This window comes from Variovorax sp. GW821-FHT09B01 (assembly GCF_059418345.1).
On the sequence record NZ_JBWKPQ010000001.1, the window covers coordinates 671,691 to 684,149 of the forward strand.

14 protein-coding genes are annotated in these 12,459 nt (G+C 69.9%); 8 read left to right on the forward strand and 6 right to left on the reverse strand.

Annotated elements, in window-relative coordinates:
* Positions 1 to 36: 36 nt before the first annotated feature.
* Positions 37 to 816 carry an aldolase gene (locus AC07RV_RS02830; RefSeq protein WP_209539440.1) on the forward strand — a complete coding sequence of 260 codons (780 nt, stop codon included), beginning with the start codon at positions 37 to 39 and terminating at the stop codon, positions 814 to 816.
* 55 nt (positions 817 to 871) lie between these two features.
* Positions 872 to 1,402 carry a helix-turn-helix domain-containing protein gene (locus AC07RV_RS02835; protein WP_296782247.1) on the forward strand — a complete coding sequence of 177 codons (531 nt, stop codon included), beginning with the start codon at positions 872 to 874 and terminating at the stop codon, positions 1,400 to 1,402.
* Between the two features lie 12 nt (positions 1,403 to 1,414).
* On the opposite strand, the gene AC07RV_RS02840 is transcribed toward AC07RV_RS02835, so the two are convergent.
* Entirely contained in the window at positions 1,415 to 2,344 is a 930-nt protein-coding gene (locus tag AC07RV_RS02840; RefSeq protein ID WP_296782249.1) for a LysR family transcriptional regulator, read from the reverse strand.
* Positions 2,345 to 2,487: 143 nt separating this feature from the next.
* Between AC07RV_RS02840 and AC07RV_RS02845 the strand changes: the two genes are divergently transcribed.
* From AC07RV_RS02845 to AC07RV_RS02865, 5 genes are read left to right on the forward strand one after another with little or no spacing between them, the layout of a single operon-like run.
* Positions 2,488 to 3,174, forward strand: a complete 687-nt coding sequence (locus AC07RV_RS02845; protein WP_296782251.1) for an RraA family protein — start codon at positions 2,488 to 2,490, stop codon at positions 3,172 to 3,174.
* A gap of 35 nt (positions 3,175 to 3,209) precedes the next feature.
* Positions 3,210 to 4,112 carry an amino acid ABC transporter substrate-binding protein gene (locus AC07RV_RS02850; RefSeq protein WP_296782253.1) on the forward strand — a complete coding sequence of 301 codons (903 nt, stop codon included), beginning with the start codon at positions 3,210 to 3,212 and terminating at the stop codon, positions 4,110 to 4,112.
* A gap of 24 nt (positions 4,113 to 4,136) precedes the next feature.
* Positions 4,137 to 4,802, forward strand: coding sequence for an RraA family protein (locus tag AC07RV_RS02855; RefSeq protein WP_296782254.1), 666 nt, complete (start codon positions 4,137 to 4,139; stop codon positions 4,800 to 4,802).
* 35 nt (positions 4,803 to 4,837) lie between these two features.
* A complete protein-coding gene (locus tag AC07RV_RS02860; protein ID WP_296782256.1) occupies positions 4,838 to 5,503 on the forward strand; it encodes an RraA family protein in 666 nt (221 codons plus the stop codon).
* Positions 5,500 to 6,729, forward strand: coding sequence for a pyridoxal phosphate-dependent aminotransferase (locus AC07RV_RS02865; protein ID WP_296782258.1), 1,230 nt, complete (start codon positions 5,500 to 5,502; stop codon positions 6,727 to 6,729). The genes AC07RV_RS02860 and AC07RV_RS02865 overlap by 4 nt, the downstream gene beginning before the upstream one ends.
* Before the next feature lie 7 nt (positions 6,730 to 6,736).
* Here the strand turns inward: AC07RV_RS02865 and AC07RV_RS02870 are convergent, their stop codons facing one another.
* From AC07RV_RS02870 to AC07RV_RS02880, 3 genes are read right to left on the reverse strand one after another with little or no spacing between them, the layout of a single operon-like run.
* A complete protein-coding gene (locus tag AC07RV_RS02870) occupies positions 6,737 to 7,417 on the reverse strand; it encodes an alpha/beta hydrolase family protein (RefSeq protein WP_296782260.1) in 681 nt (226 codons plus the stop codon).
* Positions 7,414 to 8,241, reverse strand: coding sequence for a TatD family hydrolase (locus tag AC07RV_RS02875; protein ID WP_296782262.1), 828 nt, complete (start codon positions 8,239 to 8,241; stop codon positions 7,414 to 7,416). The genes AC07RV_RS02870 and AC07RV_RS02875 overlap by 4 nt, the downstream gene beginning before the upstream one ends.
* A gap of 57 nt (positions 8,242 to 8,298) precedes the next feature.
* Entirely contained in the window at positions 8,299 to 9,936 is a 1,638-nt protein-coding gene (locus AC07RV_RS02880; RefSeq protein ID WP_296782264.1) for a tannase/feruloyl esterase family alpha/beta hydrolase, read from the reverse strand.
* A gap of 226 nt (positions 9,937 to 10,162) precedes the next feature.
* Between AC07RV_RS02880 and AC07RV_RS02885 the strand changes: the two genes are divergently transcribed.
* The gene (locus AC07RV_RS02885) at positions 10,163 to 10,798 is read left to right on the forward strand and encodes a TetR/AcrR family transcriptional regulator (RefSeq protein ID WP_296782267.1); all 636 of its coding nucleotides are present in this window, start codon (positions 10,163 to 10,165) and stop codon (positions 10,796 to 10,798) included.
* A 59-nt stretch (positions 10,799 to 10,857) separates the two neighbouring features.
* Here AC07RV_RS02885 and AC07RV_RS02890 read toward each other — a convergent pair whose 3' ends face one another.
* Both AC07RV_RS02890 and AC07RV_RS02895 read right to left on the reverse strand, forming a co-directional pair.
* Positions 10,858 to 11,871, reverse strand: a complete 1,014-nt coding sequence (locus tag AC07RV_RS02890; protein ID WP_296782269.1) for a Bug family tripartite tricarboxylate transporter substrate binding protein — start codon at positions 11,869 to 11,871, stop codon at positions 10,858 to 10,860.
* A gap of 209 nt (positions 11,872 to 12,080) precedes the next feature.
* Positions 12,081 to 12,335, reverse strand: a complete 255-nt coding sequence (locus tag AC07RV_RS02895; protein WP_296782271.1) for a hypothetical protein — start codon at positions 12,333 to 12,335, stop codon at positions 12,081 to 12,083.
* Between the last annotated feature and the right edge of the window lie 124 nt (positions 12,336 to 12,459).

Sequence of the window (12,459 nt, forward strand, 5' to 3'; positions counted from 1 at the left end):
CTTCCTTCCACCCCCACACTTTCTCTCCATCGAACCATGACCCCAGAACTTCGCAGCAAGGAATACTTCGACGAGCGCGCCACCCGCGAGATGGCGCAGCACCTGGCGGGCGCGCCGCGCACCATGAAAGAGACGCTGGCCTATGCCTGCCGCATCCTCGCGATGACCGGCCAGGAGGCCGGGCTCGCGGGCCAGATCAGCGCGCGCTCGGAACGCCCCGGCGCCTACTGGACCTTGCGCTTCGGCCTCGGCTTCGACGAGGCCACGCCCGAGGACTTCATCGAGGTCGACCAGGACCTGAACACCCTGACCGGCACCGGCATGCCCAACCCCGCCACGCGCTTCCACCTGTGGGTGTATCGCGCACGGCCCGACGTGCAGTCGATCATCCACACCCACTCGCCCTGGGCCTCGGCGCTCGCGGCCGCGCGCCAGCCGCTGGTGATCTCGCAGATGGACATGACGCCGCTGCACGAGGACTGCGCCTTCCTCGGAGAATGGCCCGGCGTTCCGATCGCCGACCAGGAGGGCGTGATCATCTCGGGCGCGCTCGGCAGCAAGCGCGCCATCGTGCTCGCGCACCACGGCTACCTCACGGCCGGCCAGACCATCGAGGAGGCGACCTACCTGTCGGTCTACCTCGAGCGCGCCGCGCGCATGCAGATCCGCGCCCAGGCCTTCGGCCCGCTGACGCCGGTGGACGACGTGCTCGCGCGCGAGGCGCACGACTACCTGCTCAAGCCCTCGATCGTCAACGCCACCTTCGACTACTGGTGCCGGCAGACCCGTGGCGCCCCGGCGCCGCTCGACTGCTGAGCCCCCGGCCCCGCTGCGCCGACGCTAAGATCGACCGCATGGACACCACAGACACATGGCGCTGAATCTCAAGTTCCTGCGGGTGCAGAGCGGGTTGACGCTCGAGCAATTGGCCAGCGACTCCGGACTCACGCGCAGCTACCTGTCGAAGGTGGAGCGCGGCATCTCCAAGCCGTCCATCGAGTCGGCGCTGAAGATCGCGAGTGCGCTGGGCGTCACCGTCGAGAACCTGTTCGGCCGCTCCACCGTGGCCGATGCCGTATCCATCGTGCGCGCGCCCGCGCCGTCGGAGGAAGAGGCCCGCACCTACATGTCGCTGGTCGCCGGCGTCAGCCAGGGCCGGCTGATGCGCGCCTTCGTGTTGCGCCCCGGCGAGCGCGCGGGCGGCCACAGCAAGATCATGAGCCACCACGACGGCGAGGAGATCCTCTACGTGCTGACCGGCCGCATCGAGCTGCAGATCGGCAACCGCAAGGAGATGCTCAACGTGGGCGACTGCGTGCAGTTCGACTCCACCATCGCGCACAAGCTGCGTTCGGCCGATGGGGAGGATGCGTCGGTGCTGGTGGTGATCGTCGCGAAGTAGCGGCGGCCTCGCCTACTTTCTCGCCGCGGACTTCCGCGCCCCGCCGCCCGCGCCCACCGCGGCGGCAATGGCGACGATGCGCTCGACCATCGGATCGCGCGTCCGCGCGCTCCATGCGACCGCGATGGTCACGACGTCGACCTGTTCCTTCAAGGGCTTGATCGCGACCCGCTCGCCGCCGAGCTCCTGCAGCCCCAGCGGCACCAGCGCGATGCCCTGGCTGCAGCCGACCATGGCGATCTGCGAGGTGACCGAGCGCGACTCGTGCAGGATGCGCGGCGTGAAGCCGTGCGCGCGGCAGGCCGCGACGATGCCGTCGAAGAAGCTCGGGCTCACCGCGCGCGGGAACATGATGAATTCCTCGTCCGCCAGCTCGCGCAGCGCGATGGTCTTGCGCGCGGCCAGACGGTGCCACGCGGGCAGGGCGACGCCGAGGCGCTCGGTGCGCAGCGGCCGCGCCTGCACCCCTTGCCCCGCGTCGCCCTCGATGCGCGCGAAGGCCACGTCGATCACGCCCTCGTCGAGCGCGAGCAGCGCCTCGGCACTGTCGATCTCGATCACCGAGATGCTCGCGTCCGGCACCTCGGCCTTCAGCTGCTCGATCACCGCGGGCAGGGGGCTGGCCATGGCCGTGGTGATGGCGCCGATGGTCAGCATGCGCCCGCGGCCGCGCAGCGCCTCCTGCACCGAGACCTCCACGCGGTCCATCTGGAACACCAGCTTCTTCACGGCCGGCAGGATGGCCGCGCCCTCGGCCGTGAGCTGCACGCCCTTGCTCGAGCGCTCGAAGAGCCGGACCTTGAGCGCGGCCTCCAGCACCTGGATCTGCTCGGTCAGCGGCGGCTGCGACATGCCGAGCCGCGCCGCGGCGCGCCGGAAGTGAAGTTCCTCGGCGACCACCGAGAAAAGGTAGAGATGGCGGAGCAGGCGGAAGTTGATCATCGATAGGCCTAGCGTATCAAGTTCTTCCCTTCTTGCGAATGGACGTATCGCACCCGGCCCCGGAACATCGGCTGTCCCTTGCACCCGTGAACGCCATGACGGACCCGATCGCCTCCCTCGGCGCCACCAGCCCCTGAAAGACCATGACCACCGACGCCCAACGACTCTCCCGCCTCGCCGACCTGGACACCAACACCGTGTCCGACGCGCTGGACTTCCTCGAACTGCCCGGCGCCACGGTGGGCCTGCGTCCGCTGTGGCAGTGCCCGACGATCGTCGGCCGCGCCTCCACCATCCAGCTGGCGCCCAAGCAGGCCAGCGGCGGCCTGACGGTGCATCCCATCACCAGCGTGATCGCCGAGAGCCAGGGCGACGACCGGATCCTCGTGATCGCCGGCGGCATCGAGGGTGTCTCGTGCTGGGGCGACATCGTCGCCAATGCCGCCACCATGAAGCACATCCGCGGCACGGTGATCGACGGCTTCAGCCGCGACATCGAGGGCAGCGAGGCCATCGGCTACCCGGTGTACGGCCGCGGCGTGACCATGGTCAGTGCCCGCAACCGCCTGGTGCAGACGGGCTCGGGCGCGCCCGTGAAGGTCGCGGGCGTCGAGGTCGCGCAGGACGACTTCGTGATCGCCGATCGCTGCGGCTGCGTGTTCGTGCCGGCCGCGCGCATCGACGAGATCCTCGACATCGCGGAACGAACGGCCGCGAACCAGGCTGGCATGGTGGCGCGGATCCGCGCCGGCCAGTCGGTGGCCGAGGCCATGCACGACAGGCACTTCGCGGCGGTGATGGAAGAGCGCCAGCCCGCCGAGGCGCGATAGACCGATCCACATCGTCCAGTCCTCCGAGGTATTCCATGAGAAAAATCGCAATCCTCCTGGCGGCCGCGCTCGCGCTGGGCAGCGCCGCCGAAGCGCCGGCCCAGACCCTCGAGCGCATCCGCAGCACGGGCGTGGTCACGCTCGGCGTGCGCGACAGCTCGCTGCCGATGTCCTATGTGCTGGGCAGCGACCAGGCAGTGGGCTTCCAGGTCGACATTTGCCAGCGGATCGTCGACGCGATCAGGAAGCAGCTGAACCTGCAGAAGCTCGAGGTCCGCTACCAGGTCGTGACCTCGCAGAACCGCGTGCCGCTGGTGAAGAACGGCGCGGTCGACCTCGAATGCGGCTCCACCACCAACAACCAGGCCCGCCAGCAGGACGTCGCCTTCACGCTCACCACCTACATCGAGGAGGTGCGCATGGCGGTGCGCGCCACCTCGGGCATCCGCTCGATCAAGGACCTCGAAGGCAGGACCGTGGTGGCGACCACGGGCACGACCTCGGTCCAGCATCTGCGCCGCAACAGCCGCGCCACCGGCCTGAAGTTCAACGAGATCCTCGGCAAGGACCACGCCGAGAGCTTCCTGATCCTCGAATCGGGCAAGGCCGACGCCTGGGTGATCGACGCGGGGCTGCTCAATGCGTCGATCGCCAATGCGAGGAAGCCGGCCGACTTCGCCGTGGTGGGCGAGGTGCTCAACACCGAGCCGCTGGCGATCATGCTGAGCAAGGACGACGCGCCGCTCAAGGCGCTGGCCGACCGGACCCTGCGCGACATGATGCGTTCGGGCGAGATGAAGACGCTGTGGAACAAGTGGTACGCCGAACCCATTCCGCCGCGCAACGTACGACTGAACATGGCGCCGCCCGCCGCGCTGCAGAAGCTCTGGCAGGACCCCAACGACCTGCCGATGGAAAGCTACGCGGCCGCGCGATAGACCACCACACCCAGCGAGCACACCGTGACCCTTTCCAACTTCGACATCGGACCCGTCCCTCAACTGGCGCCCGAGGCGCTGACCGCCGCGCTGCGGGACGTCGTCACGCCGCACCTCAGCGACAACCTGCGGCGCCTGTCGGGCATCGTCGGCCTGCAGCGCTTCCACCGCGCGCGCAAGCTGGTCGGCACCGCTTTCACTATCAAGGCGCGGCCCGGCGACAACCTGCTGATCTATCGAGCGCTCAAGGACATCGAGCCCGGCCATGTGCTCGTGATCGATGGCGCGGGCGATCCGCACAACGCGCTGGTCGGCGAACTGATCATGCTCTACGCGATGCAGCGCGGCTGCGCGGGCTTCGTGATCGACGGCGCGATCCGCGACACGCGCGCCTTCTTCGAGGCCGACTTCCCATGCCACGCACGCAGCAGCACGCATCGCGGGCCCTACAAGTTCGGCCCCGGCTCCATGAACCGCGACGTCTGCGTCGGCGGGCAGGTGGTGCATCCGGGCGACGTGGTGGTCGGCGACGAGGACGGCGTGGTCTGCTTCGATCCCGCGGACGGGGAGCGCCTGCTCGCGGCCGTCGCGCAGACCGCCCGGGCCGAGGACGCGATCAAGGCGGAGATCGCCACCGGGCGCGTCGAACAGGGCTGGCTCGACCGGACCCTGTCGGCGCACGGCCTCTGACATCCATCACCACACTCCCAGTGAAAGCCATTCCCATGCAACAAGAAGACAAGGACCTCGTGGCCCTGTTCGAAGGCCTCGATACCCCCGGCGTTTCGGACGCCATGGACAAGCTCGGCCTGCCGGGCCACTGCTTCGGCCTCGCGCCGCTGGCCGACTACGCCGGCGTGACCGTGGGGCCCGCCTTCACGGTGAAGTACGTTCCGGCCAGCACGCCCGCGGGCTCGGTCGGCGACTTCATCGACGACGTGGCCGAGGGCGACGTGCTCGTCATCGACAACGGCGGACGCACCGACTGCACGGTCTGGGGCGACATCATGACCCAGTACGCGGGCCGGCGAAGAATCGCCGCCACCGTGATCGACGGCGTCTGCCGCGACGTGTCGAAGGCATTGAACGACGGCTACCCGTTGTTCACGCGCGGGCGCTTCATGCGCACCGGCAAGGACCGCGTGCAGGTCGAGGGCGTGAACCTCCCCGTGTCCATCGGCCAGGCCCGCGTGGTCGCGCGCGACATCGTGGTGGCGGACGCGAACGGCGTGCTGGTGGTGCCGCGCGCGCGGGCCCGCGAGGTCGCGGAACTCGCGCGCCGGATCGAGACCGCCGAGTCGCAGATCCGCGCCTGGATCGAGCAAGGCAAGACGCTCGGCGAAGCGCGCGCGGCGATGGGCTACCACACGCTGCAGCGGAAGACGCCATGAGCGACGCCAGTGCAGCGGCGTCGGTCGCGCGATTGAACGTGCATCTCGCGGCCGCGCAGCCCTCCGCGACCTACCGGATGATGGACCGGGTGGCGGCGCGACGCGCGGGCGGTGCCAGCATCGTCTCGCTGTCGGCCGGCGAGCCCGACTTCGACACGCCCGCGCACATCGGCGACGCGGCCGTGGCGGCCATCCGCGAGGGCCATACGCGCTACACGCAGGTCGCGGGCCTGCGCGCGCTGCGCGAAGCCGTCGCGGCCAAGTTCCGGCGCGAGAACGGCTTGGACGTCGGCTGGCAGGACACGATCGTCTGTTCAGGCGGCAAGCAGGTGATCTTCAACGCGCTCGCGGCGACCTTGAACCTCGGCGACGAGGTGATCGTGCCGGCGCCTTACTGGGTCAGCTACCCCGAGATCGTGCAGTTGTGCGGCGCCAGGCCGATCGTGGTGCCTTGCGGTAGCGAGTCCGGCTTCAAGCTTGGGCCCGAAGCGCTGGAGGCCGCGATCACGCCGCGCACCCGGTGGCTGATCCTCAACTCGCCGAGCAATCCGACGGGCGCCGTGTACACGCTCGCGGAACTGCGCGCGCTCGCCGAGGTGCTGCTGCGCCATCCCCAGGTGCTGGTGCTGGCCGACGACATCTACGAGCACCTGGTCTTCGACGGGCTGGCCTTCCACACGCTGGCCCAGGCCGAACCCCGCCTCGCCGCGCGCACGCTGACGATGAACGGCGTGTCGAAGGCCTATGCCATGACCGGATGGCGGATCGGCTTCGGCACCGGCCCGCGCTGGCTGCTCGATGCCATGGAGAAGCTGCAAGGCCAGCAGACCTCGGGGGCCAGTTCGATCTCGCAGCATGCGGCGCTCGCGGCGCTGAACGGACCGCAGGACTTCATCGCGCATTCGCGCGCCGCCTTCGAGCGGCGCCGCGATCAGCTGGTCGCGGCGCTGAACGCCACGCCGGGCCTGCGCTGCGACAGGCCGTCGGGCGCCTTCTATGCCTTCGTCTCGTGCGAGGCACTGATCGGCCGGACGACCGCGGCCGGTACCGTGCTGGCCAGCGACGAGGACCTTGCGCTCGCGCTGCTCGACGAGGCGGATGTGGGCGTGGTCCACGGCGCGGCCTTCGGGCTGGCGCCGTACTTCCGCATCGCCTATGCGCTCGACGACGCATCGCTCGACATGGCCTGCCGGCGCATCGACCGCTTCTGCCGCGCGCTGCGCTGAGCCGGGCTCAGGGCAGCAGCCAGGCCTGCATCCACACCGCCACCGCATCGAGCATCTGCTCGATCACCTGCGCGTCCGTCAGGCCCGATTTCTTCGGCACATGAAAGCCATGGTCGGCGGCCGCGTATTCGTCGACGCTCGCCCTGTCACCGAGCGAATCGACGACCTGCGCGAAGCAGGACGGTTCCGCGAGCTTGTCCTGCGCGCCGTGCACGAACAGCATCGGCACGTCGACCTCGTGGAGGTGCGCCGCGCGATCGATCGAGGGCTTGCCGGCCGCGTGCAGCGGGAAGCCGAGGAAGACCAGCCCGGCCACCTCGGGCAGCAGGCCCAGTGCCTGGGCCTGCGAGGTCATGCGCCCGCCGAAGGACTTGCCGCCCGCGAACAGGGGCAGCCCCTGGAAATGCGCGGCAGCGCCGGCCACGGCCGCGCGCACCGTGGCATGCGCGAGCGGCGGTGCATCGGGCCGCTTCGAACCGCGTTCCATGTACGGGAACTGGTAGCGCAGGCAGGCCATACGGCGCTCGGCGAGGCCCTGCGCCACGGTCTCCATGAACGCGTGCGTCATGCCCGCGCCCGCGCCGTGCGCGAGCACGAGGGCGAAGCGCGCATCGTCGGCCGCATCGATCAGGCCCGACACGCGCAGCTCGGCATCGACCTCGATCGTGATCTTTCTCGACGTGCTCATGCGGCGACCTCGACGGGTGGGAGTCCGAACAGCCGCCGGCTGTTGGCGCTGCAGGCCGCGATGACCTCGGCCACATCGCGTTCGAGCAGTTCGGCCACGCCCGCGGCAACCCAAGGCAGGTACGCCGGTTCGTTCGGCTTGCCGCGCAGGCCCGCGTTCTTCGGCATCAGGTAGGGCGCGTCGGTTTCGAGGTGCAGCCGGTCCAGCGGAATGGCGGGGATGGCCGCGCGCAAGGCCTGGCCGCGCTGCAGGTCCGTCACCCAGCCCGTGATGCCGATGTCGAGGCCCATCGCGAGAAAGGCCTCGGCTTCGGCGCGGTCGCCGGTGAAGCAGTGCACCACGCCGTGCGCGCCATCGGCCACCACGGGCGCGAGCATGTCGTGGAAATCGGCGAAGGCATCGCGGCAGTGCAGGAACAGCGGCTTGCCGGTCCGCGCGGCCATCGAGAGCTGCCGGTCGAAGGCCGCGCGCTGCGCCTCGGGCGTCGAGAAGTTGCGGTTGTAGTCGAGGCCGCATTCGCCGACCGCCACGACCTCGGGGCAGCGCCACAGTTCGGCCAGCTGCTCGAAGGTGGCGGCGTCGAAGGACTTCGCGTCATGCGGATGCACGCCCGCGGTCGCGAAGACCACGCCCCGATGCGCCCGCGCCAGCTCGAGTGCGCACAGGCTCGAGGCGAGCGAGGTGCCCGTGGCCAGGATCTGCGCCACGCCCGCGGCCTTGGCACGCGCCAGCAGCGGCGCGGTGATCGACGCCAACTGGCCCGAATGGAAGTTGACGCCGATGTCGACGAGGGAAGGGGAGGCGGCTTTCGCTTCGATGCTCATGCATCGATGGTACGAGAACACCGCGCGTGCACGCGGTGCCCGCGCAAGCTGCGGCCCTCAGCTGCAGCTGTAGCTCGCCGCCGCGTTCACGTCGCCCGAGCCCTTGTACTTCGGGTACTTGGGGTACTGGCAGGCGGGCATGCTGCGGGCCGTGCCACCGCTGGTGAAGCTGTAGGTCAGCTGCGTGGGCGCGTCGGCGTTCTCCACCCAGCCCATGATGGCCGAGGCCCAGTCCACTTCCTGCAGGCTGCCGCCGGCGCCATACCCGCCGCCTGGAACGATGAAGAAGCGCGTGGCGCTGTTCGGATCGGCGAGCCCCAGCGACTTCGCGATGCCCGTCATGGTGGTCCAGTTGCGGTAGTGGTCGTTCGGCGACAGCAGCGCGTCGCTGCCGGCGTGCCAGGAGATCAGCTTGCGGCCCGAGGCCACGTAGCTGGCGATGGCGGCCTTGTCGTGGTCGGCACCGATGCGCGCCAGGCCCGCGCCGAGCATGTAGTAGTCGGTCTCGAGCTGGAAGCCCGCCTGCTTGGCCGGCGTGAGCCAGGCGGGGTCGCCGCTCGCGAGCAGCGCGAAGCCGCCGCCGAGCCCGCCCCAGCCGAGCCCGAGGCCGTTGCCCCACGAATAGCCCGAGAGTACGGTCGAGCCGTTCGAGAGCTTGAGCGGCGACAGGAAGGACTGGAGCGTGCCCACCTGCGCGGCGCTCAGGCAGAGGGCCGGATCGCTGCTCGCGCCCGCCACGCCACACTGCAGCACGGCCGGATCGAAGCTGCAGGCCTGCGGATTGCCGATCAGGCTGTCGCTGGCGCCGTCGAGCGCATCGCAGGCCGACAGTGCGGCCGCATAGGCCGCGCCGGTCTGCGCGGGGCTCAGCGCCGCGGGCGTGCCGGTCAGCGAGGCCGCGCGCAGCCAGGCGCCGGTCTGGCCCGCCATGTCCATGGTCTCGCAGCCCGCGACGATGCCGTCGAACTCCTGCGGCCAGCGCTGCGCGGCGATGTAGGCATTGCGTCCGCCGTTGGAGCAGCCGTTGAAGTAGCTGTGCGTCGGCGCCTTGCCGAAGAAGGCCTGCGCGACGGCCTTGCCGAAGCGCACCGTGGTGCCCACCGCGGCATAGGCATAGTCGGTCGCCGATTGCTGGCCCTCGGGCGTGCCGCTGGCCCAGACGCCGGGGGCGGCCTGCGCGGGCACGCTCGCGCGGTTGCCGCCGTTCGAGGCCGCATACACCGCGCCCTTCAGCGCGAGCGTGGGATCGACCGCCGTCACCGCGCCGCCGCCGTCCTTGGTCACCGCCGAGGCGATGCGTCCGTCGAAGCCACCGCCACCTTGTTGCCAGTAGCGGCCGGTCCAGTTGTCGGGCACGTCGATCTCGATGTCGAGGAAGGGCGCGCGCGTGCCCAGCACCTGGCAGAAGCCCGAGGCGTTGACAGCGGTCTTGGCTTCGAAGCGCGCGGTCTGCGTGACCGTGACGCCCGCCAGCACCTGGCCCTTGAGGCCGTTGCAGGTGCTCTTGAGCTGCTCGACGCTGGGGCCCGACGGACCCGCGGGCGGCGGCGCGGCCGGTGCGGGCGCGGGCGCCGGAATCGGGAGGAAGCCGCTGCCTCCGCCGCCGCCGCCCCCGCAGCCTTGCAGGGCCAGGCCGGCGGCCATCAGCAGGCCCGCCGACAGCAGGGCACGGTTCACACACTTCTCGTCGCGCATGGTTGTCTCCGATATTTTGATGGGTGCCGGATGGCCGGCGGATCTCGCTCGATGGGCTTCGTCGTCCGGCCGATGTGGATCGACCAAGAAAACCAACCGACCGGTCGGTTTGGAAGCCGCGCAAGGCTAACGCAGCAGCGCGGATACGGGCAAGCGGCAAAGGCTCGGGACTAACCCCTAAGATCGCGGACCGCGTGGCCTCGCGCGCAGCCCTTCATTGCCACCCATGACCGTTGACACCGCTTCCTCCCGCCCCAACGACCAGCGCAGCCTGATCGCCAGGGCCGCCGCCGAGCTGTTCGCCCGCAAGGGCTATGCGGCGACGTCGATGAACGAGATCGCCGAGGCCAGCCACCTGTCCAAGCCCGGCCTCTACCACCACTTCAAGGACAAGGCCGAGGTGCTGCTTCACATCGCCGACGGCCATGTGTCGCGCCTGGTCGACATCGTCACGGGCGTGGAAGCGCTGCAGCTCGCGCCCGACGAGCGGCTGCCCGAGCTGATCGAGGCCTTCATGGCCGAGTACGCCGAGGCGCAGCACGAGCACCGCGTGCTCACCGAGGACGTGCGCTTCCTGGCGCCCGAGGCGCAGGCGCGCGTGCTCGACAAGGAGCGCACGGTGGTGCGGGTGTTCGCCGACGCCATCGCCGCCACGCGCCCCGACCTGCACGCCTCGCAGCTGCACAAGCTGCTGACGATGTTCCTGTTCGGCATGCTCAACTGGATGTTCACCTGGTTCAAGCCCGGGGGACGCTTCTCCTACGACCAGATGGCACCGATCGCGACGCAGCTGTTCCTCAACGGCATCACGGGGCTGCAGGTCGCGCCGGCGAAGAAGACGCCGAAGGCGCGCAAGCCGTGATCGGCTGATCGGCCCCATCGCGCGTCTCGCTGTCATGGATATCGCGAAGGGCGGGCCGCTCAATCGAGCTTGATGCGGCCGCTCGCGAGCAGCGCGCGGTGGCGCGCGATCTCGGCGGCGATGGTGCGCTGCATTTCCACGGGATCGCCCGAGGCGGGCTCGAAGCCCTGCGCGACCAGGGACTGGCGCAGCTTCGGGCTGGCCAGCGCGCGCTGCCAGGCCTGCAGGACTTCGCGCCGCGCCGCCGCCGGCGTGCCGCTGGGCAGCACCAGGCCGACCCAGGAGTGGTACTGGTAGCTGCGCAAGGCCGGCACGCCGGTTTCGGCGTAGCTCGGCACCTCGGGCAGCATCGCCCAGCGTTGCGAGGACGTGGCCGCCAGCGCGCGCACGCGGCCGCTCTGCACGAGCGGGACGATGGGCGCGGTGGCGTAGAGCATCAGGTCCACTTCGCCGCCCGCCAGCGCATTCATCGCCTGCGCCTCGCCCTTGTAGGGGATGTGCCGCGCGTCGATGCCGAGCGTGCGCAGCAGCTCCTCGCTCTGCAGATGCAGGCTGGTGCCGATGCCGAAGGAGCCGTAGGTCAACTCGCCCGGATGCGCCTTCGCATACCGCACCAGCTCGGCCATGTCGGCCACCGGCAGGTCGGCGCGCACGGCCACCACGCCGGCATTGGTGGCCACGATGCCCAGCGCATCGAAGTCGTTCAGCGGGTCATAGCCGGGCGCCTTGTCGAGCACCGGGTTGACCGAGGCGATGGAGGGCGAGACCGCGATCAGCGTGCGGCCGTCGCGCGGTGCGCGCAGGGCCGCCTGCACGCCGATCTTGCCGGCCGCGCCCAGGCGGTTGTCGACCAGCACGGGATGGCCGAGCGCGGCCGCGAGTTCGGGGGCGAGCAGCCGCGTGACGCGGTCGATCGGGCCGCCGGGTGGCGCGGGCACGATGATGGTCGAGACCTGCGGTGCGGCGGCGCAGGCCGTGCCGAACAGCAGGCCCGCCGCGAGCAGCAGGGCCGTGCGGCGCTTCGCGGTCCGCCGAGGTGCAGGGGGCTCCTGCGGCTTGTCTCTTCTTGTCATGCGGGCATCGTAGGCATGCCCTCTCATATTCGGAAATACCTTTTGGCGTCACATTTCCATATGCCGCGAGTATGGCTGCGTCGATGCCATGTGCTGCTTCACGCGCCGTGCAGGTACTGCGTGGGGGTGGTGCCGAGGCTGCGATCGAACAGCGCAACGAATGCACCGATGTTGCAATACCCGCCGCTTCGCCGCCGCGGCGCCCCCGCTCAGTGCGATGCCAGCACGTGCGCCTGGTACGACACGTCGAGCAGCTTGCCCTTCTGCACGTAGTAGCGGTCGAGCCGCCACTCCTTGAGGATGTCGAGGGTCAGATCGAAGCTCTTGAGCTTCAGCGCATAGAGGCTGGCCAGGGAGAAATCGACATCCGATTCCAGCGCCAGGACCAGCCGTGCCAGGGTCAGGGACTCCTCGCTGTTCGGGTCGGCCGTGATGAGCCGGCGTGCTTCCTTGATCGCGTTCATGGAGGTCCTTCGTCGCGCTCGTTCGAGCGCTGTCGCGGTGGTGAAACGCAACCCTGGCTTGTGATGCACTTCTGCGAGGCCGTCTGCTCCGCGTCGGGATTCGGCCCGCCAAGGTCTTGGAGCG